24 protein-coding genes and 1 tRNA gene are annotated in these 24913 nt (G+C 63.4%); 17 read left to right on the top strand and 8 right to left on the bottom strand.

Annotation, left to right across the window (positions count from 1 at the left end):
- Positions 1–7: 7 nt before the first annotated feature.
- Complete coding sequence (locus tag BMI87_RS06570) at positions 8–1495, bottom strand: MORN repeat-containing protein (RefSeq protein WP_078520359.1); 1488 nt, start codon at positions 1493–1495, stop codon at positions 8–10.
- Between the two features lie 251 nt (positions 1496–1746).
- On the opposite strand from BMI87_RS06570, the gene BMI87_RS06565 reads away from it, so the two are divergent.
- The gene (locus BMI87_RS06565; RefSeq protein WP_078520358.1) at positions 1747–3405 is read left to right on the top strand and encodes an NAD+ synthase; all 1659 of its coding nucleotides are present in this window, start codon (positions 1747–1749) and stop codon (positions 3403–3405) included.
- Between the two features lie 21 nt (positions 3406–3426).
- On the opposite strand, the gene BMI87_RS06560 is transcribed toward BMI87_RS06565, so the two are convergent.
- Genes BMI87_RS06560 through BMI87_RS06550 form a run of 3 tightly spaced genes read right to left on the bottom strand, consistent with a single transcriptional unit; the run spans position 3427 to position 6523 of the window.
- On the bottom strand, positions 3427–4098 hold the full coding sequence (locus BMI87_RS06560; protein ID WP_078520357.1) for a TadE/TadG family type IV pilus assembly protein: 672 nt from the start codon (positions 4096–4098) through the stop codon (positions 3427–3429).
- A gap of 3 nt (positions 4099–4101) precedes the next feature.
- The gene (locus BMI87_RS06555; protein WP_078520356.1) at positions 4102–4686 is read right to left on the bottom strand and encodes a TadE/TadG family type IV pilus assembly protein; all 585 of its coding nucleotides are present in this window, start codon (positions 4684–4686) and stop codon (positions 4102–4104) included.
- Between the two features lie 16 nt (positions 4687–4702).
- Positions 4703–6523 (bottom strand): TadE/TadG family type IV pilus assembly protein, encoded by a 1821-nt coding sequence (locus BMI87_RS06550; protein ID WP_078520355.1) that lies wholly within the window; start codon positions 6521–6523, stop codon positions 4703–4705.
- Positions 6524–6899: 376 nt separating this feature from the next.
- Here BMI87_RS06550 and dnaG point away from each other — a divergent pair, with 376 nt between their 5' ends.
- The 8 genes from dnaG to ribD all read left to right on the top strand — a co-directional run bounded on the left by dnaG (position 6900) and on the right by ribD (position 14965).
- Positions 6900–8879, top strand: coding sequence for a DNA primase (gene dnaG / locus BMI87_RS06545; RefSeq protein WP_078520354.1), 1980 nt, complete (start codon positions 6900–6902; stop codon positions 8877–8879).
- A 182-nt stretch (positions 8880–9061) separates the two neighbouring features.
- Positions 9062–11077, top strand: coding sequence for an RNA polymerase sigma factor RpoD (gene rpoD, locus BMI87_RS06540; RefSeq protein ID WP_078520353.1), 2016 nt, complete (start codon positions 9062–9064; stop codon positions 11075–11077).
- Between the two features lie 63 nt (positions 11078–11140).
- Entirely contained in the window at positions 11141–11509 is a 369-nt protein-coding gene (locus BMI87_RS06535; protein ID WP_078520352.1) for a hypothetical protein, read from the top strand.
- A gap of 189 nt (positions 11510–11698) precedes the next feature.
- Positions 11699–12418: a hypothetical protein gene (locus BMI87_RS06530; protein WP_078520351.1), complete on the top strand. Its 720-nt coding sequence runs from the start codon at positions 11699–11701 to the stop codon at positions 12416–12418.
- 94 nt (positions 12419–12512) lie between these two features.
- Positions 12513–12836 carry a hypothetical protein gene (locus tag BMI87_RS06525; protein WP_078520350.1) on the top strand — a complete coding sequence of 108 codons (324 nt, stop codon included), beginning with the start codon at positions 12513–12515 and terminating at the stop codon, positions 12834–12836.
- Positions 12836–13252 carry a secondary thiamine-phosphate synthase enzyme YjbQ gene (locus tag BMI87_RS06520; RefSeq protein WP_078520349.1) on the top strand — a complete coding sequence of 139 codons (417 nt, stop codon included), beginning with the start codon at positions 12836–12838 and terminating at the stop codon, positions 13250–13252. Before BMI87_RS06525 ends, BMI87_RS06520 begins: the two co-directional genes overlap by 1 nt.
- Positions 13253–13394: 142 nt before the next feature.
- Positions 13395–13865, top strand: a complete 471-nt coding sequence (gene nrdR / locus BMI87_RS06515) for a transcriptional regulator NrdR (RefSeq protein ID WP_075774214.1) — start codon at positions 13395–13397, stop codon at positions 13863–13865.
- Positions 13862–14965, top strand: coding sequence for a bifunctional diaminohydroxyphosphoribosylaminopyrimidine deaminase/5-amino-6-(5-phosphoribosylamino)uracil reductase RibD (gene ribD, locus BMI87_RS06510; protein WP_078520348.1), 1104 nt, complete (start codon positions 13862–13864; stop codon positions 14963–14965). Before nrdR ends, ribD begins: the two co-directional genes overlap by 4 nt.
- On the opposite strand, the gene BMI87_RS06505 is transcribed toward ribD, so the two are convergent.
- The 3 genes from BMI87_RS06505 to BMI87_RS06495 form a co-directional block, all read right to left on the bottom strand.
- Positions 14935–16950, bottom strand: coding sequence for a capsular polysaccharide biosynthesis protein (locus BMI87_RS06505; RefSeq protein WP_078520347.1), 2016 nt, complete (start codon positions 16948–16950; stop codon positions 14935–14937). The genes ribD and BMI87_RS06505 overlap by 31 nt on opposite strands.
- Positions 16950–18074 carry a polysaccharide biosynthesis/export family protein gene (locus BMI87_RS06500; RefSeq protein WP_078520346.1) on the bottom strand — a complete coding sequence of 375 codons (1125 nt, stop codon included), beginning with the start codon at positions 18072–18074 and terminating at the stop codon, positions 16950–16952. Before BMI87_RS06500 ends, BMI87_RS06505 begins: the two co-directional genes overlap by 1 nt.
- Before the next feature lie 85 nt (positions 18075–18159).
- Positions 18160–19446, bottom strand: coding sequence for a capsule biosynthesis protein (locus BMI87_RS06495; protein ID WP_078520345.1), 1287 nt, complete (start codon positions 19444–19446; stop codon positions 18160–18162).
- Between the two features lie 208 nt (positions 19447–19654).
- Between BMI87_RS06495 and BMI87_RS06490 the strand changes: the two genes are divergently transcribed.
- The 6 genes from BMI87_RS06490 to BMI87_RS06465 all read left to right on the top strand — a co-directional run bounded on the left by BMI87_RS06490 (position 19655) and on the right by BMI87_RS06465 (position 23796).
- Positions 19655–20278 (top strand): riboflavin synthase, encoded by a 624-nt coding sequence (locus BMI87_RS06490; protein ID WP_078520344.1) that lies wholly within the window; start codon positions 19655–19657, stop codon positions 20276–20278.
- Entirely contained in the window at positions 20275–21432 is a 1158-nt protein-coding gene (ribB, locus tag BMI87_RS06485; RefSeq protein ID WP_078520343.1) for a 3,4-dihydroxy-2-butanone-4-phosphate synthase, read from the top strand. Before BMI87_RS06490 ends, ribB begins: the two co-directional genes overlap by 4 nt.
- A 3-nt stretch (positions 21433–21435) precedes the next feature.
- Positions 21436–21981: a 6,7-dimethyl-8-ribityllumazine synthase gene (locus tag BMI87_RS06480; RefSeq protein WP_078520342.1), complete on the top strand. Its 546-nt coding sequence runs from the start codon at positions 21436–21438 to the stop codon at positions 21979–21981.
- Positions 21978–22496, top strand: coding sequence for a transcription antitermination factor NusB (gene nusB / locus BMI87_RS06475; RefSeq protein ID WP_078520341.1), 519 nt, complete (start codon positions 21978–21980; stop codon positions 22494–22496). The genes BMI87_RS06480 and nusB overlap by 4 nt, the downstream gene beginning before the upstream one ends.
- Before the next feature lie 122 nt (positions 22497–22618).
- Positions 22619–22963, top strand: a complete 345-nt coding sequence (locus BMI87_RS06470; RefSeq protein ID WP_078520340.1) for a hypothetical protein — start codon at positions 22619–22621, stop codon at positions 22961–22963.
- Positions 22964–23337: 374 nt separating this feature from the next.
- Positions 23338–23796: an MmcB family DNA repair protein gene (locus tag BMI87_RS06465; RefSeq protein ID WP_078520588.1), complete on the top strand. Its 459-nt coding sequence runs from the start codon at positions 23338–23340 to the stop codon at positions 23794–23796.
- Positions 23797–23799: 3 nt separating this feature from the next.
- On the opposite strand, the gene BMI87_RS06460 is transcribed toward BMI87_RS06465, so the two are convergent.
- Complete coding sequence (locus tag BMI87_RS06460) at positions 23800–24009, bottom strand: DUF6324 family protein (protein ID WP_078520339.1); 210 nt, start codon at positions 24007–24009, stop codon at positions 23800–23802.
- A gap of 130 nt (positions 24010–24139) precedes the next feature.
- Here BMI87_RS06460 and BMI87_RS06455 point away from each other — a divergent pair.
- Both BMI87_RS06455 and BMI87_RS06450 read left to right on the top strand, forming a co-directional pair.
- Positions 24140–24216, top strand: a tRNA-His gene (locus BMI87_RS06455).
- A 100-nt stretch (positions 24217–24316) separates the two neighbouring features.
- Complete coding sequence (locus tag BMI87_RS06450) at positions 24317–24880, top strand: PAS domain-containing protein (protein WP_078520338.1); 564 nt, start codon at positions 24317–24319, stop codon at positions 24878–24880.
- Positions 24881–24913 lie beyond the last annotated feature (33 nt).

Here is a 24913-nt window from a genome sequence, read left to right as displayed (position 1 = left end):
GAGCGGATCAGTTCGCGGAAGGCTCTGTCGCCGCCGGTTCGTTCGCCGGGGCCGGCGGGGTCTCGGTACTGGCATCGGGCGTGGGCTGCGTCGCGGGGGCGCTGGTATCCTGCAGCTTGTCATTCGACCATTCGCCGCTCGCGACCGTGCCGGAGGCATAGGTCATCGTGCCTTGCCCCTCGCGTTTGCCATTCGAGAAGCTGCCCACATAGGTGTCGCCATTGGCATAGGTCGCGCGGCCTTGGCCGTCGATCGCGCCGTTGCGCCATTCGCCCTCATAGGTAAAGCCGTCGGGCATGGTCAGCTTGCCGGTCCCGTCGCGCTGGCCGTTCTTGAAGGCGCCCTCATAGGTCGTGCCATCGGCATAGCGCGCGGTGCCCTGGCCCTCACGCTGCCCGTTCACCCAGTCGCCCTCGTAGCTGTAGCCGTCCGGGTAGGTCATCTTGCCCTTCCCGTCATTGCGCGCGTTCTTGAACTCGCCCTCATAGACGAGCCCGTTCGCGTAGCGCGCGGTGCCGGTGCCCTGAATGACACCATGCGCCCAGCCGCCCTCGTAGCTGGAGCCGTCGGGATAGGTGATCTTGCCCTGACCGTCGGGCAGGTCGTTCTTGAAACTGCCCTCATAGACCGAGCCGTCGGGGTACTGCACCTTGCCCTGACCCTCGATGCGGCCCTCTTTCCATTGGCCGGTATAGACATAGCCGTCCTTGCCGCGGAACGTGCCGGTGCCGTGGCGCTTGTCGAGCAGGAATTCCCCCTCATAGGTGTCGCCACTGGCATAGGTGACCTTGCCCGCGCCGTGCCGCTTGCCGTTGACCATCTGACCTTCGTAGACGTCGCCATTGGGTTGGGTCAGCTTGCCGCGACCGTTCATCTGGCCGGCCTTCCAGTCGCCGACATAGGTCAGCCCGTCCGCCATGGTGAGTGTCCCGGTGCCGTCGCGCTGGCCATGCGCCATCTGTCCCTCATAGGTGGAGCCGTCGGGATAGGTAATCTTGCCGTTGCCCTGCTTGACGCCGCCCAGCCAGTCGCCCTCGTAGCGATAGCCGTTCGCGCTCTCGAGCGTGCCCTTGCCGTCATGCATCGCGTTGCGGAACTGGCCCTGATAGACCGAGCCGTTGGCGTAATGCGCGGTGCCGGTGCCGGTGATCTGACCGTTGAGCCAGTCGCCCTCGTAGGTGCCGCCATCGGCGAAGGTGATCTTGCCCTTGCCGTTGGGTTTGCCGTGGTCGAACTCGCCCTCGTAGATCGAGCCATTGGGGAAGCGCGCGCGGCCCTTGCCCTTGATCTCGCCCATCACCCATTGGCCTTCGTATTCGTAGCCCGAGGGCAGCTTGTAGCTGCCATAGCCGTCCTGCTTGCCATCGGTGAAGGTGCCCTCGTAGAGCCCGCCGTCATCGTATTGCTTGGTGATGACCTCTTGCGCCGGCGCGATCTGCGCGGTCCAGCCGATCAGAACTGCCAATGTCGCGATGCGAAGCTGCGCGCCTGCCATGCGTGCCCCCTGATGGTGCTGCCTGTGCTCCGGTCTCGCGAGCGCGTGGATTCGCGCTCTGCCGTGCTTGGGGAAAGGTTAATTGCGCGGGGGTAGCCTGACAAGCGGGCAGGGGGCGGTGTTGGAGCGGTCGTGTCGGGGTGGGTGACGCGGCGGGTCACGGGAGGGGCGGCAAATGCAGGGCAGCCATCCCCTTTTCACCTCAGCGTTTTCTGCTAAATGAGAGGGCGATAACAGCCCCGAGGACGCTTATGGCCGATCGTTTCCGCCTCACCATGGCCCAGCTCAACCCCACCGTGGGCGCGCTGGAGGCCAATGCCGAGAAGGCCTTTGCTGCTTGGGAAGAGGGTAAGCGCGCGGGTGCCGACATGGTCGTGCTGCCCGAGATGTTCCTGACCGGCTACCAGACGCAGGACCTGATCGCGAAGCCCGCTTTCGTGCGCGACGCGGTCGCTGCGATGGAGGCGCTGGGTGCGCGGATCACCGATGGTCCGGCGCTGGGCATCGGCGGGCCCTACTGGACCGAGCAGGGGCAGTATAACGCCTATTGGGTCTGGAAGGACGGCGCGCTGGTCGCGCGGATGCTCAAGCACGATCTGCCGCATCACGGGATTTTTGACGAGTATCGCATCTATGATACCGGTCAGATCTCGGGGCCCTATGCGATCAACGGCGTGCGGGTCGGGACGCCTATCTGCGAGGATGCGTGGCACCCCGACGTGGCCGAGACGCTGGCCGAGACCGGGGCCGAGATCCTGATCGTGCCGAACGGTTCGCCCTATCACCGGGGCAAGCTCGACGTGCGGATGACCCATATGGTCGCGCGCGTGGTCGAGACCGGGCTGCCGCTGGCTTATCTCAATTCGGTCGGTGGGCAGGACGATCAGGTCTTCGACGGGGCGAGCTTCGTGCTGAACCGTCACGGGCAACTGGCCGCGCAATTCGCGCCTTTCGACGAGATCATCGACCATGTCGATTTCGAGCGCGACGGCGAAGGCTGGGCCTGCGTCGCGGGGCGCGACGATCCGCAGCCCTCGGAATGGGAGCAGGATTACCGCGCGATGGTCGAAAGCCTTGGCGATTACCTGCGCAAGTCTGGGTTTTCCAAGGTCGTGCTCGGCCTGTCGGGCGGGATCGACTCAGCGCTGGTGGCGACGATCGCGGCGGATGCGCTGGGGCCGGAGGCCGTGCATTGCGTGATGCTGCCCTCGGAATACACCTCGCAGGGATCGCTCGATCATGCGGCCGATCTGGCAAAGCGGCAGGGGATGCGGCTCGATACGGTGCGGATCGACGGGGCGCGCGATGCGGTCTCGGAGGCGCTTGCCCATCTGATGGAAGGCACCGAGCCCGACGTAACCGAGGAAAACATCCAATCGCGTCTGCGCGGTGTGATGCTGATGGCGCTGTCGAACAAGTTCGGCGAGATGCTTCTGACCACCGGCAACAAGTCGGAAATGGCCGTGGGCTATGCGACGATCTATGGCGACATGGCGGGCGGTTACAATCCGATCAAGGACCTCTACAAGACCCGCGTTTTCGAGACCTGCCGCTGGCGCAATACGAATTACCGCGACTGGATGAAGGGCCCGGAAGGCGAGGTGATCCCGCGCGAGATCATCGACAAGCCGCCCTCCGCAGAGCTACGGCCCGACCAGAAGGACGAGGACAGCCTGCCGCCCTATCCGGTGCTCGATGGCATCCTCGAAGGGCTGGTGGAGCGCGACGCTTCGGTCGCCGATCTCGTGGCCGAAGGCTACGAGCGCGAGACGATCAAGAAGGTCGAGCATCTGCTGTATATCTCGGAGTGGAAGCGCCACCAGTCCGCGCCGGGCACGCGCCTGTCGAGCAAGGCGTTCTGGCTGGATCGCCGTTATCCGATCGTCAATCGCTGGCGCGACCACGGCTGAGCGCGGCGTTCGCGCTGCCGCTCAGTCTGCGTCGCTCCACGTCAGACGTGCGACGCGGGGGCGGGTGACGATGAAATTGTCGAACGAGATCGCGTCGTGGAAGCCGACGAAATGCTTGGTCGGATCCTCGCCGATTGACGTCAGATAGGCCTTGTACGCTTCAGAAAGCTTGAAGGGGAGGTCATAAGCGTAGGAGGTCTCCACGATGAGCGCCTGATCGCCCGCCGCGAGGACCGGAATGCGATCCGCCTCGAGATCGAGCGCCTCCTGCGTGTAGCTTTGCGCCAGACCGGTCGCGTAGGAATCGTCCAGCTTCACCTTTTTTGCGTCGCTGCCTTCGGTGGGATCGTTGCAGGCGTGTCCCAGATCAAGCGGATCGTCCCAACAGCTTACCAAGGTCACACGCATCCAGCTACGCGACGGGTCGCTATTGCCGGTCGCGAAATCGTAGACCTGTTTGATGCCTGCGACGAATTTCGGACCGATTGGATCCCGTTCGCGCGAGATCAGGTCCGAGACCGTTACATTGGCCCGTGTCGCAGCGCCGCGAATTTTAAACACGTCATACATTTCGATCGACAGGATCAGCCAGCCCGACAGCATGATGAAGGCCATCAGCCCTTCGATCGGGATGGATCCGGTCTCGTCGTCGCGGAGGCGGCGGAGTAAATTGCGCATCTTTGCCATGACCATCGCTCAGGTCCCTCCTGCAGCAGAGGCGACCGCCGGTTCGATCACGATCGCGGTCGTTGCCACCAAGGCATAATCGCCATCCGCGCCGACCGGCGATGCTTCGAGGAAGGCTTGTGCGATGAAATCTTCCAGCAGCATCGGCTTTTCGCGCAGGCAGACCCGCACGAGGATCAGTTGATCCGGGGCGGCGGATTCCAGCGTGCCGGCGGGCGGTGGCTTGGTTACGTCCGAGAAATCCTCGCAGCGCACCGGGTGATTGGCGATCGAGGAGGTCCAGTTCGTCTTGTCGACCTGGAACATCTCGACCGAAACCCGGTTCATGCAGCTGCTCCCGAAGAAGCCCGCCTGTTTGCAGATTTCGTGGCGCAGCGTTTTCTCGTCGATGCTGGAGTAGTTCCCGATACGGATGATCCGGCTCGTGGCTTCGGTCGCGCGGGTCAGCAGCGTCTGCTTGATGAAGATCACGCCCAGCTCGATGCCGGCGAACATGAAGAAGATCAGGAACACGATCCAGAGCAGGGCGGGGATCGTCACCGCCCCGTCCTCCGCCTTCAGGAAGGCTCGTTTATGTGTCAGGCTCAGTGCCATGCTCTGCGCTCTCCGGTCAGTTCGTCAGGCGCAGGGTAGAGATCTGCGTCGCGATCGAGGAAAACGCATCCGCGAGATTGGCGGAGTCGACGTCATACTCGTAGCTCGGACCCGAACTGCAATCGGCGAGCGCGGTCTTGCCGCTCTGCGGTGCATCCACGGCCACGGTGAAGACGATGATATCTTTGCTTTTCCCGGCCTGGCACACGTCGTGCAAGTTCTTGTCCTTCTCCGAGAACATCGAGGAGATAGCCATCTCGTCATAGATCGAAGCCACGGATTCCTGCGGGTCTAGGCGCTGGCGCGGCGGCAGAAGGAAGGTCTGGATCACATATTGCAGCGTCCATCCTTTGCTCCAGACGGTGCGCCAGTCGATCGCATGCAGGTCGCGATGCTCGAACTGAGGCACGTCCTCGCAGACAGTGTCCCAGTAGTAGCCGTATCTCCAGTTGTATTTGAGCTCTTTGTGGCATTCCCTCGTGGTCGTGTAGGTGCCGATGTCCTCCGGTGCGTACCAGTTGCGATCGGCGAAGGAGTAGTAGGGCTTCTCTCCCTGATCTGCGCGGTCTTGCGAGAACCAGTACATTTTCGACATGGTCGTGCTGTCGTCATTGAAGGCCGTCGAACTGTCGACAGAGAACAGGCCGGAATCGCCCGTCCGATACTGCATCCGCGTCGAGAAGGTGCGTGTGTTCTGACCGTCGGTCATCAGGATCATCACCTTCATCGAGCGTTCATCGATGCTCTGACCGGTCGCGGGATAGGGCAGGGGGCGGTCGTCCACATCAGCGGAGATCGTCCCGTTTTGGACCAGGGCAGCCGAGACCGGTTTGGCCGAAGGGTCGAGCAGCGCGAAGCCCCAGCGAGCGCCGATGTCGATCGCTGTGTCACCTCCTGCACGCAACGACGCAATCTTGTTCACGACGTCGTTCTGGTTGTCCTCGAAGGCCATGACGTCGGAATAGCTGTGATCGTAGCAGTTCTCGCCGGAGTTGCTGAGGTATTTCCGGACATACATGTTCTGGCCGATGAAATCGTAGCTCCAGCCATACATGGTGCGCTGCAGGCCGGTGGTCGGCAGGCTCACGCTGTTGAACCCCTGAAGCTGCACGTCGGCGCAAGTGTTGTAGCTGTGATCGTTCGACAGATTGTACGCCGCCGCCAGATCGGGGCCGAGCGAGACCTGCTGGTTGTACGGCACGATCGAGATCGAAAGGCGACCGGCCGGCGCGCCGGGAGGCTGAACGTTGTCGAACATCTTGTTGGTGAAATTCGTCGCGGCATCGCGCAGCGAGGCGATCTTCGTCTCGCCATAGTAGGAGCCGGAATCCGTCTGGCCCATGGAGCCGGAGACGTCGAGCACCATCGAGATTTCGACATTGCCGATGGATTCCTCGGCTTTGGCTGCGGTGTTGGAGCGGAAGGAATCGACGCCGAAGCCGATCAGGTCACCGAAGATCGTCGGCATGTCATCCTGCGCGGTCATCGATACGCGGCGGTATTCCTTCTGCGCGCCCTCTTCGACCACGGGCTCGATATTGAGATAGTCGAGGCCGCTGGTGGAGAGGTAGTCTTTCGCCACGGTCGCGGGATCGAGCGTCTGATCCAGATTGGCGGCGGCGAGCGCGGCTCGGTCGAGCGAGCTTTGGATAAGCGTACGGCGTTCGTCTTGGCGGACGAAATCAATCGCAATGCCGCCAATGACCATCAGCACGATCAAAACCTGTAGGCTGAAGATGAAAACCGCTCCATCCTCGTCCTGCGCGAACCGCCCCATTCGGGCGCGCGCGGCTTCGATACGGCGTGCCAAGCCGTTTTGTTCGGTTTTGTCCCTCATCCCCGACCTCCTTCTCCTTGTCCCATGGCCTCGCCGCCAGCGGAGAAAACTCGTAAAAAATCTCCGGATGAAACTGCATAATTCCTGAGGCGAAATTAAGGCAAAACCTTGTCTAACTTCATGGAATTGTTGTGCTTTAAATGTGGAATGCCGCAGTGTGTGTGAGATAGTTTCCCAATCGGCCACCAATCTGAGGGGCTTCTGACGCTGGGTGCCGTCTTAGCGGCTGAGTCGTTTAAACTAGGTTAACTCGCCTCAAGGGGCGGATTTCTCACCTTCGGCTGACGCGAAGTTCTTGGCGCGCGCGAGGCCGAAAGCTGTGGGTAGCTCCGCGGGTCCCCTCGACTCTGCCGCACATGGAGACAATATAGAGAGGATGAGCCTGCCACCCGGATTTCTCGACGAATTGCGCAGCCGTTCCTCGATCGCTCAGGTCGTGGGGCGCAAGGTCATTTGGGACATGCGCAAGTCGAACCAGGCCAAGGGCGACATGTGGGCGCCGTGCCCCTTCCATCAGGAAAAATCGGCCTCGTTCCATGTCGATGACCGCAAGGGCTATTACTATTGCTTCGGCTGCCACGCGAAGGGCGACGCGCTGAGCTTCGTGCGCGAGACCGAGAATGTCAGCTTCATGGAGGCGGTGGAAATCCTCGCCCGTGAGGCCGGGATGCAGATGCCCGCGCGCGATCCGATGGCGCAGGAGAAAGCTGATCTGCGCACCGAGCTGGCCAATGTGATGGAAGAGGCGGTGAAGTATTTCCGCCTTCATCTGAACACGCAGGCCGGGAGCGCCGCGCGCGACTATCTGGCCGGGCGCAGCCTGAACAAACCCGCGGTGGATCGCTTCGAGATCGGCTTCGCCCCGCCCGGCTGGCAGGGGCTGCGCGATGCGCTCAAGGCCAAGGGGATTTCCGACGAGCTGATCAAAGGCGCGGGGCTTGCGAAGGACAGCCAGAAGGGGCGCGAACCCTTCGACGTCTTCCGCAACCGCATCATCTTCCCGATCCGCGATCCGCGCGGGCGCTGCATCGCATTCGGCGGGCGGGCAATGGATCCGAACGATCCGGCGAAATACCTGAACTCGCCCGAGACCGCGCTCTTCGACAAGGGGCGCTCGCTTTATAACCACGGTCCCGCGCGCGAAGCCTGCGGCAAGGGCGCGCCGCTTGTGGTCTGCGAAGGCTATATGGATGTGATCGCCATGGTCGAGGGCGGCTTCGGCGGGGCGGTCGCGCCGCTCGGGACCGCGATCACCGAAGATCAGCTGCGCCTGATGTGGCGCATCCATGACGAGCCGATCATCGCGCTCGATGGCGATACGGCGGGTCTGCGCGCGGCGCTGCGGGTGATCGATCTCGCGCTGCCGCTGCTGGAGGCGGGGAAGGGCGTGCGTTTCGCGATCATGCCGCCGGGGCTCGACCCGGATGACGTGATCCGCAAGCAGGGCCGCGAGGCGATGGAGACGATCCTCGCCGAGGCGAAGCCGATGGTCTCGCTGCTGTGGCAACGTGAGACCGAGGGGAAAGTCTTCGACAGTCCCGAGCGCCGGGCGGCCCTGGACAAGAGCCTGCGCGCCGCGATTGCGCGCATTCAGGATCCCTCGATTCGCGGCCATTACGGGGACGAGATCAAACGCCTGCGCTGGGAGCTGTTCGGCACCGGTCCGCACGCTGGCCCACAGGGCGGCGCGCAAGGATCCCGCGGGGGCTTCACGCCGGGCGGTTTCGGCCCCGGCGGCAAGCGTGGCAAGGGCCGCTTCGGTGCGCCGCCGCCGGCCTTGCCCGAGACACGCTCCTCGCTTCTGGCGACCGCGCCGAGCGACGTGGCCGAGCATCTGCGCGAGGCGATGATCCTCGGCATCTGCGTCACCCACCCGGCGCTGATCGCGGAATTCGAGGCGGAACTGGAGGCCGTGCCGCTGCGCGACGCGACGCATGATCAGCTGCGGCACCGGATGCTCGCCCATGTCGCCGCGCCCGCCCCGGAAATCGCGAAAAACCTTTACGCGGAAATGGCGGCCGACCTTGAAAAACTGTTGAACCTGCCCCATTTGCGCTCTGCCCCTCCGGTTCGCAACGCTGAGAACCTCGATTTGGCGCGGATGTGCCTGACCGAGGAACTGGCCAAGCTGGACGCCGCTCGCGCCGTGCGCGAAGAGGTCGCCGATGCGATGGAGGATCTGGCGGGGCTTGCCGACGAAGGCGTGACATGGCGTCTGGCGCAAGCAGCATCGCTTCGCCATCGCGCAGAGAGATCGAAACTGGAGGACTCCTCCGATATGGGCGAAGATCAAGCGGCGCTGTCCGCGACGCTTCAGGCCATGATCGACGGGGAAATCTGGCGTAAGAAACATTGAGCCGGATGGCTGCGGGCCAACGGATTACGGAAAAGCGAATTGTTGCGGACACATTCAGAATCAACTTTCTGTCCACAGCCCTCGCGCCCCTGTGATTCGCCGCCGCGATTCGATACACAGACGAGATATGATTCGCTTTCGTCATAGCTTGAGCCCAACCAAGCCCTGACCGAGGAGCCCACATGGCCGCCAAAGACATCGACGACAATAAATCCGACACCCCGAGCGACGACGCGACGTCCTTCGATATGAGTCAGGCCGCCGTGAAGCGGATGATCGCCGAGGCGAAGGAACGCGGGTTCATTACCTATGACCAGCTCAACAAGGTGATGCCGCAAGATCAGGTCTCCGGGGACCAGATCGAAGATGTCATGTCGATGCTCTCCGAAATGGGCATCAACGTCATCGAAGCCGAAGAGGCCGATGAGGAAGAAAGCAGCAGCCAGGGCGGCGAAGTCGCGACGACGGCTTCGGGGTCGCGCGAAGTCGCGGTCTCGACCACCAGCTCGGAAACGCTCGATCGTACCGATGACCCGGTGCGGATGTATCTTCGCGAGATGGGCTCGGTCGAGCTGCTGTCGCGCGAGGGCGAAATCGCCATCGCCAAGCGCATCGAGGCTGGTCGCAACACGATGATCGCGGGCCTCTGCGAGAGCCCGCTGACCTTTCAGGCCATCACGATCTGGCGCGACGAACTTCTCAACGAAGAAATTCTGCTGCGCGACGTGATCGACCTCGAGACCACCTTCGGCAACTCGCTCGAAGGGGTCGAAGGCGAAGAAGAAGAAATCGCACCGCCCACCGTCGGAGCCGAGGCGACGACAGAGGGCAGCAAGAAATCCGAAGATAGCGGCAATTCGGAGCCCGAGCTCGACGCGGACGGCAACCCGATCCAATCCGACGATGACGACGAGGACGAAGGCGCGAACCTTTCGCTCGCCGCGATGGAAGCCGCGCTGAAGCCGCGTGTTCTCGAGACGCTCGAACTGATCGCGCGCGACTATGCTCAGCTTGCCGAAATGCAGGACCTGCGGATGTCGGCGACGCTGAACGAGGATGGCTCCTTCTCGGTCACCGAGGAAGCCGCCTATCAGAAACTGCGCTCCGAGATCGTCGAGCTGGTGAACTCGCTTCACCTGCACAACAACCGGATCGAAGCGCTGATCGACCAGCTCTACGGGATCAACCGCAAGATCATGTCGATCGACAGCGGCATGGTGAAGCTCGCCGATCAGGCGCGCATCAACCGTCGCGAGTTCATCGAAGAGTATCGCGGCTACGAACTGGACCCCGGCTGGTCCGAGCGGATGCAGGCAAAGTCGGGCCGCGCCTGGCAATCCCTGTTCGAGCGTTCCGCCGACAAGGTCGAAGAGCTGCGCGGGGAAATGGCTCAGGTCGGCCAGTATGTCGGCGTCGACATTTCCGAATTCCGCCGCATCGTGCAGCAGGTTCAGAAGGGCGAGAAAGAAGCCCGTCAGGCCAAGAAAGAGATGGTCGAGGCGAACCTGCGTCTCGTGATCTCGATCGCGAAGAAATACACCAACCGCGGCCTGCAATTCCTCGATCTCATTCAGGAAGGCAATATAGGCCTCATGAAGGCCGTGGATAAGTTCGAGTATCGCCGCGGCTACAAGTTCTCGACCTACGCGACGTGGTGGATCCGTCAGGCGATCACCCGCTCGATCGCGGATCAGGCGCGCACCATCCGTATCCCGGTCCACATGATCGAGACGATCAACAAGCTGGTCCGCACCGGTCGCCAGATGCTCCACGAGATCGGCCGCGAGCCGACGCCGGAAGAACTGGCCGACAAGCTGCAGATGCCGCTCGAGAAGGTCCGCAAGGTGATGAAGATCGCCAAGGAGCCGATCTCGCTCGAGACGCCGATCGGCGACGAGGAAGACAGCCAGCTTGGCGATTTCATCGAGGACAAGAACGCCGTTCTGCCGCTCGACTCCGCCATTCAGGAGAACCTGAAGGAGACGACGACGCGGGTTCTGGCCTCGCTCACCCCGCGCGAGGAGCGGGTTCTGCGGATGCGCTTCGGTATCGGCATGAACACCGACCACACGCTCGAAGAGGTGGGCCAGCAGTTCTCGGTCACCCGCGAACGTATCCGTCAGATCGAGGCGAAGGCGCTGCGCAAGCTCAAGCACCCGAGCCGGTCGCGCAAGATGCGTTCGTTCCTCGACCAGTAATAGCATTCGATCAGGACGCCCCCGGTTTCGGGGGCGTTTTCATGTCATCCGGGGGAGGGGAGCATGAAAGTCTTCACTACGTTTGTGGCTGTAGCCCTTCTGGTCGCTGGGTCCGCCAGCGCCGCCGAGCGCGCGCAATTCTACATTCCCGACAAGCCTGCCAAGCTGGTCTATCTCTTCACCTGCGAAGGGGAGAGCCAGGAGGCGATCGCCGAGAATTGGGAGAAGGCCAAGGCCGTCTTCGCCAGCGATCATCAGGAAGAGGCTGCGCGTCTGGAGGCGAAAACCACGGCGCAGCGCGAGTCCGGCCATGCCCCGAGCCAAGAGGCGATCGACGCCCATAACGTCGAATTCAACGCGCATAAAGCCGCGGTCGAAGCCGATCTTGCTCCGCTGGGCTGCAAGATGAACGGTCTCGTTCACGTGCCGTGACGGAGGGCGGTCCGCTTGCATTGCTGCGTCAAGGCGGCGGCCCCTAAACCGCATATTTCGCACATTTCTTGAGCATTTCGGGGGGTGGAACGGCTTTTTCGTCCCTCAAGTTGCTGGAAAGTTTGAAATTCCCCTGATCGTGTTATCGTCACCTTACGGACAATTGGGGTGTTCGTTGGGGGGAGTTAAATGCGGCTGCGCAATTACGCGCCAGCCCTGCTGAAACCGTTCAATGACGAGTTAACGCGAAAGTTTCTGTTCGCTTTGCTTTTCGTGGATGCAGTGCTGCTGGCTATTTTCATCACTTACAACGTCTTGGGGCTCAATCATGGCGACGGGCTGATCGCCGAACAGTTCTGGCGGTTCGATATCGGTCTCGACCTCAGCTTTTCCGAGAATTTCGGGTTCTTCAAATGGACCGCGATCATGGTGTTCATGCTCGCGTCGTTCCTGAAAAAGCCCAACGCCATGAGCGTGTTCATATTCGCCGTCTTCGCCATTCTGCTTGCCGATGACAGCAAGCAGTTGCACGAACACGCAGGCCGATTTCTGAGGGAGGGGGTGTTCGCGCAAGTCATCGCCGATCCGCATGCCGCGCAGACGATCGGAGAGCTTGTGTATTTCGCTGGACAGGGCGTCGTTGTTGTCGCGCTTCTTTGGCTCGCTTATCGCTTCGGGTCGCCGGAGCAGCGCCTCTATGTGCTTCGCTTTTCCGCTTCGATCTTCGGTCTCATCATCTGTGGAGTGGGGTTCGACGCAATCCATAGCGTGTTCGAGGGCGCTCCGCTCTCATGGGTTCTCGGCTTGATCGAAGATGGCGGTGAGATCATCTTCGCCTCGATAGCCTGCGGCTACGGTTTCAGTTACCTGCTCGCGCAGTTCCAGAGTGCGGAGGTTTCCCACGCGTAGTGGTGGCCTAATTCGTGTGGCGCGCGTGGGCGAAAGGCGTTGCCTGTCGTCTAGCGGCGGTCCAAATTGAAGCGACCCAATAACCGGAGATACCATGTTTAAGTTTGCGCCTGCCTTGCTCGCCCCTCTCGTTCTCGCTGCCTGTCAGGTCGGCACGATGCAATCGGGCACACCGCGCATGGATCAGGCAGGCACCTGTTTCCTCTATGTGCAGGAAGAGGCAGGTGGCACCTATTCAGTGATCTCCGGCGTCGGCGACGGCACGCCGCAACCCAAGGCCATGGTCAAGCGCGGGCTAAGCGGCGTGCAGGCTGACGCGGCTTGGGCGAAAGAGCGCAAGATCATGGACATCAATCCCGAATGCCTCGCGATCGTCGCGACGGATCGGTCCGAGGCGCGTCCCGCGCCGAAAAGCTGATGCATCGCCGGTTCGAGATCGCAACATCGGGCCCGGGGCTTTACGAATTCACGCGTGACGTGGCGGCTTGGGTCGCGGGCGCCGATGCGGAGGAGGCGTTGCTCACGCTGTTCATCCGTCACACCTCGGCCAGTCTCGCGATCCAGGAAAATGCCGACCCGGAAGTGCGCACCGATCTGAAGGAATTCTTCCATCGGCTCGTGCCGCCCACGACCGATCCCAGCATGTCCTACCTGACCCACACCTATGAGGGCCCGGACGATATGCCGGCCCATATCAAATCGGCGCTTCTACCGGTCAGCTTGCAGATTCCTGTCATTTCGGGGCGTATGGTGCTCGGAACGTGGCAAGGAATTTACCTTTTCGAACATCGCAGCCGGGCGCATCGCCGAGAGGTCATGGCGCTCCTGCGCTGAGTCTCATTCGCCACAGGCAACCGCCACATCTGGGGTCGAAAGATTTTTCCTACCCAAACCATCGACGCTAGGCTAAGGTCTTGTGGATAAGAGGGGCATGCAGACCCTATCGTGAGGCGGGACAACGAACGGGGGAAAGCGAATGCGCTGCCCATTTTGCGGAAATGTCGATACTCAGGTGAAAGATAGCCGTCCGGCGGAAGATCACGTCGCGATCCGGCGACGTCGGTTCTGCCCGGCCTGCGGCGGTCGTTTCACCACTTACGAACGCGTCCAGCTGCGCGATCTCGTGGTGATCAAGACCTCCGGCAAGCGTGAGGATTTCGATCGCGACAAGCTCGAACGCTCGATCCGGATCGCGATGCAGAAACGCCCGGTCGAACCAGAGCGGATCGACCAGATGATCTCCGGCATCGTGCGGCGTCTGGAAAGCATGGGCGAGACCGACATCTCCTCGAAGGTGATCGGCGAGATCGTGATGGAGACGCTCGCGCGGATCGACACGGTCGGCTACGTCCGGTTCGCCAGCGTTTACAAGAACTTCCAGGAAGCGGACGACTTCGACAAGTTCGTCTCCGAATTGCGTCCGCCGGGGGCGGGCGACCCCGAGTGACCGAAGAAGACCGGCGGTTCATGTCGATGGCCCTGACGCTTGCGCGCCGGGGCCTTGGCAATGTCTGGCCTAACCCGGCCGTGGGCTGCGTGATCGTGAAAGAGGGCGGCGTCGTCGGGCGCGGCTGGACCCAGCCGGGCGGGCGGCCCCATGCCGAGGTGCGCGCGCTCGCGCAGGCGGGGGAGGCGGCGCGTGGCGCCACGGCCTATGTCACGCTCGAACCTTGCGCCCATTACGGCAAGACGCCGCCCTGCGCGATGGCACTGCGCGAGGCCGGGGTGGTGCGTGTCGTCTCGGCGATGGAAGACCCCGATCCGCGGGTTTCGGGCGGCGGTCATGCGATGCTGCGCGACGCGGGGATCGACGTGGAAACCGGGCTCATGGAGGCGGAGGCGCGCAATCTGCAGGCCGGGTTCCTGAGCCGCGTGACCCGCGCGCGTCCGTGGCTCGCGCTGAAGCTTGCGAGCAGTTTCGACGGGCGCATCGCGACCTCGACGGGTGAAAGCCAATGGATCACCGGGCCGCAGTCGCGCGCGCTGGTCCATGCGATGCGCGCCGAGTTCGACGCGGTTATGGTGGGCGGCGGGACCGCGCGGGCCGACGATCCGCTGCTGACCGTGCGCAGCTTCACGCCGCTGCGCCAACCTCTGCGGATCGTGGCCTCGGCGATGCTGGATTTGCCGCGCAATCGGCTTGCCGGGTCGCTGGACGTCGCGCCGCTCTGGCTGATCCATGGGGCCGAGGCTCCCGATGAGGCGAAAGATTACTGGCGCGAAGCGGGCGCGGAACTGATCGAGGTGGCCGAGACGAGCGGCGGCGGTCTCGATCCGCTGGCGCTGATGGAGGCTCTGGCCGGGTTCGGCCTGACCCGCGTGTTCTGCGAAGGCGGCGGCAAGTTCGCGGCCTCTCTGATCGCTGCGGGGCTGGTGGACGAGCTGATCGGCTTCACGGCGGGCATGGTGCTGGGCGCGGATGGTCGCGCCGGGGTCGGCGATATGGGGCTGAGTGCGCTGGCCTCTGCGCCGCGCTACACGCTGGTCGAAAGCCGCCCCATCGGCGACGACCTGCTTCACCGCTGGCGGCGCCAGAGCCACGCGTAGGACGCGAACACCCCCTGCAGCTTGGCGCCGATCCGGTTGAGCGGCCCACGGGGTAGGGCGCGGCCCTCGCTCAGGCGATCCAGCGCGACCTCGACCGGGCAGGGCAACCCGCTGACCGGGTCGAGATAGCGCGGATAAGCGATCAGCGCGGCATGGGTGAGCTGCAGCAGATCGGGGCGCGCCGTTCTGCGCGCCGGAACAGACCCGAGATCGCGCGTGAGCCCCCAGCCGGCATAGAAGGGTGTGCCGAGGGTGGTGACGGCCTTGCCGCGCAAGAGCGCCTCGAAGCCGAGGCCGGAAGTCATCGTCCAGACCTCGTCCACCGCTTCGATCAGTGCGGCCGTGTCGGCTTCGGGCAGGATCAGATCGGCATATGTTTTCGCCACTTCATCGGGCACGACGCCGGGACGCAGACCCGCGACGACATCGGGGTGAGGTTTGAAAAGGATAACTGCATCGGGATTTTCGGCCCGGGTTCTCTCCAGAAGCATCGCATTTGTGCAAGTCTCCCCCGCGCCTAGGCGAATTGAGGCATCGTCTTCGACCTGGCCGGGCACGAGGATCTTATGGCCTTGGGGCAGGTCGGGAAGCGCGCCGCCGAGATTGTATTTGGTCAGGCCTTCGGTCGTAATCCGTTGGATGAGCTTGCGCGCCCGCACCTCGCCGCCCGGCGGCAGAGGGCGCGCGATCAATGCCTCCAGATCGCTGGGCCGGGTCGGGTCGTAGAAGATGCCTGTGCGATCCGCGATCAGCGAGAGCGGCGGGACGAGTTCGGCGCCGAGACCCCGCGAGCGCAGAAACCCGTCTTCGACGCGGATCGGGTCGCGGTCGTCGTCTGGGGTCGCGCGCGTGGCCCAGTAGAGAAAGGGCCGAGCAGGGTCGGGTGTCTCGCTGAACCGCAGCGGCCCGTGGCGCCCGAAGAACTTGCGCAGGTGCGGGCGTTTCCACAGCGACATGCCGCCCGCGACATAGCCCTGCCGATCCTCGCGATAGGCGCGGGTTTCGGCCTCGAGCTGATCCACCGCCTCCTCGAAGCTGCACAGGCGCTTGCGGCAAGGATCGTACCAGATCGGCGCGAGGATATGCGACACCGCGAAAATCTGCGCGCGGGTCAGGTTGCGCGATCTGCGCGGTACGGGGCTTTCGTCCTGCGTGAGCCCCCAGCCCCCATAGAATGGTTGGCCGAAGACGCGCGGCTTGTGGCCTGCGAGGATCGCCTCGTAGCCCATGAGCGACGACACGGTATAGACCGCGATTGCGCCTTCGAGCAGGGTCCATGGCGAGACCGGCGCGTCGTAAATCTCGGAATTCTCATCGCAGTCTTCCGGCCCATAATGGCCGCCCCGCAACCCCGCACGGGTTTCCGGATGGGTCTTGATCAGGATGCGCGCGCCGGGGTTCTCGATCCGCGCATAGGCGAGCATTTCGCGGAACGTGGCGGCGCTCGCCCCGCCATGGGTGATCGAGGCGTCGTCCCGTGTCTGGTCGATCACCAGAACATAGCCCGGGTCGGGAACGGGCAGGTCCGGGTCGAAATCGTTGTATTTCGAGAGCTCCGAGGTTTTCAGCCGGGCGATCCCGTCGCGGGCCCGCTGCAAGACGGCGCTATCGTCGAGCGGCTCTGTCGCAAGGAGATGTTCGAGCCGCGAGGGCTGGGCGCTGTCGAAATGCACGCCTATCGGGTCGACGATCAGGCCGAGAGGCGGCGCGCCGGTTCGGCCCGGATGGATCGAGCGCAGAAACGCATCCTCCACCCGGATCAGCGGCACGTCGCGCTTGGCGGCCACCGCCTCACCGCGCGCCGCATAGGGCGAGCGGCCCCAGACCATCACGCCATCGTCGGGGCCGGGCAGGCCGAGGCGCGGCGCATGACCCGCGGCGCGCAAAATCTCGCGCAGGCGCGTCTGGCGCAGCACCCCGCCATTGTAGAAAAAAAGCCGCCGGGGGATCGCCCCGGCGGCCTTGTGGTCACTGTCGCGGGGCATCAGTTCCCGGCGAGCGAATTGAGCGTGTTCACCGTCCCGATCGGCTGGGTCAGCGCCGAAAGCGTCTTCTGCCACTGCACGAAGGGTGCCTCAGTGACATAGACGGTGTCGCCGTCGCGGATCGCGAAATCGCGCGCCATGAACATGCCGTTGGGCTGGGTCAGGTCGAGCACGTAGATCATGCGCTGATCGCCGATCAGATCGGAGCGCCCGAGAACCTTGGATGCGATCTCTGCCGGCTCGTTGCGCAGAACGAAGACGCCGGTCGGGTCGGCGAGGTTCGACTGCAAGCCGCCCACGGTGGCGATCGCTTCGAGCGCCGAGAGGGTCTGCGTCTCGAAGGGCACGCGCGATTGTGCGCCAGTCGCGCCGAGTGCGGTGAAGGCGCGCTGGTCCTTCTCGACCAGGATCACATCGCCGTTGCGCAGCGCGATGTCCATCTTCGGGTTTTCATAGAGATCTTTGAGCCAGACCGATTCGGAGCGGCTGCCGCGCTTGACGGTGACGCGGGCGACCTCGGCCGGGATGCCGACGCCGCCGGCCCGCGCGATCATCGCCGAAAGCGTCCGGGTCGGTCGCTCGATCGGGTAGACGCCCTGACCGTTGATCGCGCCCATGACCGAAACCGTCGCGCCATCGCCTGCCACGCGGGTCACGAGAACCTGCGGGTCCGGCGTTTGCGCGTCGAGCTTGGTGGTGATGATGCGGCGCAGCCCGTCGGGCGTGTTGCCTGCGGCTTTGATGCGGCCCGCATAGGGGACGAAGATGAAGCCCGCGCCATCGACCTGCACCTCTTGCAGCTGGGTCGCGTTGGCGCCCTTGCTGGCGAGCAGCCCGTCATCGACGTTTTCCCAGATCGTCAGCGAAAGCGTGTCGCCCGGGCGGATCGTATCGGAGCCGATCTGGCCGGCATTGATGAAACTGGACGTAAAGCCGAGCGCCGGTTGCACGGCGGTTGCGCGGGTGACGAAGTCGTTCACCTTGACGACGAAGGCATCGCCCTGGCGCATCACGGAGCCCGCGAAGAGTTCGCGCTTGTTGGGGCCGGAGCGCGGAAGACCACAAGATGCGGTCAAAAGCGTGGCGGAAAGGCCCGTCAAAACGGCCCTGCGGGAAGGGGTCATGGTCACTGCTCGAGCTCCTCGTTCGGGATGCTGCTTATCGTTTTGCGATCAAGCTACCGAAGTCTCGGGAAAAAAACGAGAAAAATTATCGCACCACCTGCAACTGTTGCCGTGGGGCCGCGTTGCCTGCGACCAGCGCGTCATAGGGGTCTTCGGCGGCCAGCATCATGTCGACCACCTGTCTCAGCAGGGCGCGGCGTCCGCGCGCGGAGTAGAAGCCGCCTGGAACCTGGCTCGTTTCCAGCAGGTAGTGACGGTAGTCGCGATAGGCGCGGCTGTCGGGCCGAGCCGGGCTTGCGAAGAAGGCCTCGAGCGGTTGCGCGGAGGTGAATTCCGGCTTGTCGAAGATGGCGCGACCCAGAGATTTCAGCGGCAGCCCGCGCCAGAGCGCCTGCTGTGCGGCGGTCGAATTCACCGTGACGGCGGAGCGCGCCTGCGCCAGAAGCCCGGCCAACTTGCCGCCGCGCACGAAATGCACGCGCGACGCCAGCCCGTGGGCGCGGGCCGCCTTGCGGATCGTGTCGCGGATGGGCGCGCGCCCGTCTTCGAGCGGATGGGCCTTGAAGACGAGGTGATGATGGGGCGGGGCACCTTTCGCGAAATTCTCCATCACCAGATCGATGAACTCGGTCTGGCTCGCGAAGGGCGAATGCATCCGGAAGCTGGAATCGTGTTCGAGCTGCAGCAGCACGAGATGATAGGGGAAGCCGCCATGCCGGATGCGCCGCGTCGCGCGTTTACGCTCCAGCATATGCAGCGGCATCAGCAGCAGGCGGCGCAGCCAGAGGCGGAATTCCTGAAACACCGTGATGTCGCGATGCGGGCGGAAGCGGCGATAGGGACCGGGGCGGAGCATCACGAAGAAATGGTATAGCGCGCCGTAGTAAACGTGGTGGCGCATATCGCCCCAGCGGGGCGGGGCGTCGGGAAACTCGATCTCGGATTGGGCAAGCGCGGTGCGCATCTGCGCCACCGACATCTCCATCAGCCGGGAATGCCCGTTCGAGCCGCCGCGCTCGTAGGTGACCCAATAGGGGCGAACGTAACCCTCTTCGAAGACATGCACGCAGAGGCCCATCGCCTTCGCGACCTCGACCGCCTGCGCATGGATCGGGCGGGTGTCGCCATAGAGCACGAGATCGGTGATGCCTTTCTCGGCGATCAGGGCGCGCAAGTGATCGGCCCAATCCTCCGGCGGGGCGTCGAAGCGCAGGTAGGAGGCGCGGTCGAACCAGAACACCTCATCCCCGCGGTTGAAGCCCACGCGCCAGACCGTCGCCCCCGCCTGCCGGAGCATCGCGCCAAGCTGATGAAAGAAGGGGCCGTGGGGCCCCTGCAGCATCAGGAAGTGGCGATTTTCGAAACGGTTCATCCAGTCGTGGGTCCTTGGCCTGCCTCCGTGATTGCGCAGGATGCGCGCGAAGTCACGGAGTTTGTGGGGTAATCCCTTAAATGTTGGACAATTTTAGGGCAGGCGCTGTGCGGGGCTGCGCAGAGTGTGACGGGACGGCGAGGCGCTCATCTCTTGCGAAGGCGCGCCCTGCGGGCTAGCTAAGGTCCGAAATCTGAGGGGATATGCCATGTTCACCGGGATCGTGACCGATATCGGAGAAATTCTGGAGCTGGAGCAGCGCGGCGATCTGCGCGCGCGGATCGGCACAAGCTATGACGTGGGCAGCATCGAGTTGGGCGCGTCGATTGCCTGCGACGGCTGCTGCCTGACCGTGATCGCAACCGGCACCGAGCCGAAAAACTGGTTCGACGTGGAAATCTCCGCCGAGAGCCAAGCCAAGACCAATATCGGCGGCCGCGGCAACGATGCCAGCGGCGGCTGGCAGGTGGGTAAGAAGATCAATCTCGAACGCGCGCTGAAAGTGGGCGACGAGCTGGGCGGTCACATCGTCTCGGGCCATGTCGATGGTGTGGCCGAGATCGTGGCGATGGTGGATGAGGGCGACAGCACGCGCTTCACCTTCCGCGCACCCGAAGCTCTGGCGAAATACATCGCGCCGAAAGGTTCGGTCGCGCTCAACGGCACCTCGCTGACCGTGAACGAGGTCGAGGGCGCGACGTTCGGCGTCAACATCATCCCGCATACCAAGCAGGTCACCAACTGGGGCCATGCCAAGGCGGGCGACCGGATCAATCTCGAGATCGACACGCTCGCGCGCTATGTCGCGCGGCTGCAGGAGTGGAACGCATGACCACCGACGGCAAACCCCTGACCCCGGTCGACAAATCCGGCACCCATGACGTGCCCGGCGAGGTCGAGGAAAGCCTGCGCCATGTGATCGCGCCCGCTGAGGACATTATCGCCGAGGCGAAGGCCGGGCGCATGGTGATCCTCGTCGATCACGAGGACCGCGAGAACGAGGGCGACCTGTATATTCCGGCCGAGAAATGCACCCCCGAGGCGGTGAACTTCATGGCGACCTACGGGCGCGGGCTGATCTGCCTGCCGCTCACCTCAGATCGCGTCGATCAGCTGGGCCTTGCACCGATGGTGCGCGCCAATTCGATGCGCCACGAGACGGCCTTCACCGTCTCGATCGAGGCGCGCGAGAACATCACCACCGGCATTTCCGCCCATGACCGGGCGCAGACGATCAAGGTGGCGATCGACCCGAGCAAGGGGCCGCAGGACATCGCTTCGCCCGGCCACATCTTCCCGCTGCGTGCGCGCGACGGTGGCGTTCTGGTGCGCGCGGGCCATACCGAAGCTGCCGTGGACGTGGCGCGTCTGGCCGGGCTCAAGCCCGCCGGCGTGATCTGCGAGATCATGGGCGATGACGGTCACATGCTGCGCCTGCCGGGGCTGATCGAGTTCGGCAAAAAACACGGGCTGAAGATCGGCACGATCTCGGATCTGATCGCCTATCGCCGCCGTCACGACAATCTCGTGCGCGAGGGCTTGCGTCAGATGGTCACGTCGAGCCATGGCGGTGAGTGGGAGATGCGTGTCTTCACCGACATGGCCGAGGGGGTCGATCACATCGTGCTGGTGAAAGGCGATATTTCCACGCCCGAGCCGGTTCTGGTGCGCACCCACTCGCTCAACATTCTCGACGACGTGTTGGGCATCGGCCCCGGTCCTGCCGACGAGGTGCGTCGCGCGATGGAGATCGTGGCCGAGGAAGGCCGCGGCCTCGTCTGCCTGTTCCGCGACCCCTCGAACCGCCTCCTACGCGAAGAGGATCAGGGACCGCGCACGATCAAGCAGATCGGTCTGGGCTCGCAGATCCTGTCCTCGATGGGGCTGCATGACATGATCCTTCTCACCGACAATCCGCAGACGAAATATGTGGGCCTCGACGCTTATGGCCTGCGCATCGTCGGCACACGCCCCATCACGGAGTAAGACATGGCCGGAATCTCGCATTACACGCTCGACCTGCCGAAATTCGAAAGCGCGCCGCGGCTGCTGATCGTGGTCGCGCCCTATTACAAGGATATCGCGGACAACCTGATCGCGGGCGCGAAGGCCACGGCCGAAGAGGCGGGCGCCCATGTCGACGTGATCGAGGTGCCCGGCGCCTTGGAAATCCCGACCGCAATCGCGATGGCGGCGCGCATGGCCGATTACGACGGGTTCGTGGCCCTTGGCTGCGTGATCCGCGGCGAGACCACCCATTACGAGACCGTCTGCAACGACAGCTCGCGCGGGCTGACGCTGATGGGGCTCGAAGGGATTTGCATCGGCAACGGCATTCTGACGGTCGAGAATTACGAGCAGGCGGCCGTGCGCGCGGACCCTGCCGATCAAAACAAAGGTGGCGGCGCGGCGGCTGCGGCCTTGCATCTCATCTCATTGTCGCGCAAATGGGCGCGCCGGACGAAGGGTATCGGGTTCAAACCCGCCGAATCCTTCCGTATCGCCGGCGACACTGACGGATCGAACAACGCATGACCGACGACGCCTCCTCCGACGCGCCCCAAGACGCACCGAAACCGCGCAAGCTCACCCAAGAGGAGAAGCGCCAGATGAAATCCGCCTCGCGTCTTTACGCGGTTCAGGCGCTGTTTCAGATGGAAGCGGCCGGGCAGGGCGCCGACAAGGTGCGCCGCGAGTTCGAGAATTTCCGCTTTGGCGCCGTGGATGAGGACGGCACCGAAATGGCCGAGGGCAATCTCGACCTGTTCCGCCGTCTGATCGACGATGCGGTGACCTGGCAGGCGAAGATCGACCAGGCGACCGACCGCGCGCTGGTGGCGAAATGGCCGATCGACCGGATCGACCCGGTGCTGCGTGCGCTGTTCCGCGCTGCCGGGGCCGAGCTGATCACCCCCGCGACGCCGCCGCGCGTCGTCATCACCGAGTTCGTCGACGTGGCCCGGGCCTTCTTCCCCGAAGGCAAGGAGCCGAAATTCGTCAACGCGGTGCTCGATCACATGGCGCGCGCGCTGCAGCCCGACGCGTTCTGAGCGCGCTCGCTCGCGACACCATGCCACGGGCAAACACCCGCTTATCTCGCAATCGCCGCCCGTTTCCCTGTTTGAAACTTGGGAATATGCACTAGATTGTGAGGTAAGCAGGAGGATTTTTCATGCCCGAACTGGTCCGGCTCTACATCAAGAATGTCGTCATCGGCTTCTTCATCGCGCTTGCCTTCGTTGGCCTTCTTCTCGGCTTCAATGTCGGCAATCTGCGCCACCTGATTTTCACGTCCGATATCGGCTATATCGCGATGGCACTGTTGATCGTGTTCAACACGATCGTTTTCTCCGGTGTGCAATTCGCGATCGCGGTCATGCGCATGGCCGAGGATGACGACAGCTCCGGCGGCGGCAAACGCGACGGCATCCCCACCGATATGGCGGCCGAGCATCTGGCGATCCCGGTTCCGGTCGATACGCCGAAATCGCGCCAGCAGATGCAGCTTCGCCGCTGACCGCATCCAGGTCCCAAGACGACAAAAGCCCCGACCGATCCGGCGGGGCTTTTTGCTGTCTTGCGATGGATGGAGTGACGGAAACCGCAGCAGACGTGTAGACGAGAGTTCCCGGAGACCTGAAAAGTCAGGTGGGCGCCAGATACCGAGGCCAGGACCCCGGCAGAGCCAGCTCCCTCAGGAATGGTATAGGCCACTGGAAAAGGGTCTTTCACAGAAAGAGCAGTAACCGTCAGACCCCCAGATAGGGGTGAAATCGGGTTCCGACAAGGGGGGAGAATGAACAGCGCGTCTCGCGCGCCCCAGGTGCGACGGGGAAGGTGCGTGTGCCGGACGACTGGACTTTTGTTCACACTTCGTTCATGTTTGTCCGCATGACGCAGATTCCGCTTTCCGAACTTCAGCCGGGGCAGGTGCTCGCGCGTGGCACAGCCCGCGCGCTGTCCGAGCTCGGGCTCGACAGTTTGCCGGAGATGGTGCTGCGCCCAAGGCTGCGCGCCGATCTGATGGCGATCGACCGGAAGGGCGAAATCTGGATCGTGGAGTGCAAGTCGAGCCGCGCCGATTTCACCTCGGATCGGAAATGGGACGGATATCTGGACTGGTGCGACCGCTATTTCTGGGCGGTGGACCAGGATTTCCCCACGGATCTTCTGCCCGAGGGAACGGGGCTGTTCATCGCGGATGGCTACGGGGCCGAGATGATCCGCGAGGCGCCGCTGTCCAAGCTTGCGCCAGCGCGGCGCAAAGCGCTGACGCTCGATTTCGCGCGCGCGTCGGCGCGGCGGTTGCAGCGGTTGTGCGATCCGGGCGCGATTCCGCCCGGATTTTGAGGCTCAGCGCTTCTTGCCCTTGCCGCCCTTGCTCATTTCGCGCGCGGCTTCGGCGGCGGCCTGCAGTTCTTCGGCGATTTCCATCGCCTCGTCGGGATCGAAATCGAGCGGCAGCTCGACGCCTTCGCCCTCGACATAGATCCGCACCATTCCGAGCGAGGTCGGGCCGATTTGCAGATTCGCGGAGATGTCGCTTTCCTTGTCGATGCTCATCGAAAACTCCTGAGAGGTTGGATGGAAAATGCACCTAACCCCCGCGACGTGCGCAGGCAAGACTTGGTGCGAATTTCTCGTCATCGGACACTTGCATTCCGCGCGCGAGGGGTCTAAATCCCGCGCCAGTGCCGCCTTAGCTCAGTTGGTTAGAGCGCTGGATTGTGGATCCAGAGGTCCCCCGTTCAAGCCGGGGAGGCGGTACCATCCCCCCCCTTCAAATCGGTTATCGGTGGTATTTCGCCTCGCGCGCTGGACTTTTCCGCGCAATGATCAATCTTGTTTTCTCAAACGCAGCGGAGGCTTCATGCCCGTTTACACAGATTACGAACTGCCAGATGCGCTGGTCAGCTATTGCGACAAGTCGAATGTCGCACTGACCATTGCCGCGGCTGATCGTGAGGATGTGCCGCTTGTCTACGTGAATCAGGCGTTTCTCAATCTGACCGGGTATTCCGCTGAAGAGGTGCTGGGGCAGAACTGCCGCTTCCTCCAGGCAGGGGCCGCGACCGAGGAAGAACGCTCTGCGATGCGGGAGTTCATCGACGACGAGGACATCTCCGCGGGCCGTTTCCGCGTCACCAACAGCCGCGCGAATGGCGAGACCTTCCAGAACTTCGTGTTCATGACACGTCTGCGCGAACCCAGTGGCGATACGCGCTTGTTCCTCGGGTCGCAGTTCGACCTCACTTCCGCGGCGGAACGTCAGAACGTGAAGGTCGACATCGCTGCGCATGACGAGAGCCTGCTGCGCAATGCCGACGATCTCGCCGCGATGTCGCGCGGTTTCGGTCTGGCGATGATCGGCTCTGCCAAGGTTCTGTCGGAGAGCCTCTCCACGATGGCCACGATTATCTACCGCGAGGGCTAAGAATGGCTGCGGCCACGGTTATGTGTTCAGTAC

Origin of the sequence: Thioclava sp. F28-4 (assembly GCF_002020045.1) — a bacterium.
GTDB classification, from domain to species: Bacteria; Pseudomonadota; Alphaproteobacteria; order Rhodobacterales; family Rhodobacteraceae; genus Thioclava; species Thioclava sediminum.
Note: the sequence above shows the minus strand (reverse complement) of the source record. Positions and strands in the feature narration are given on the sequence as shown.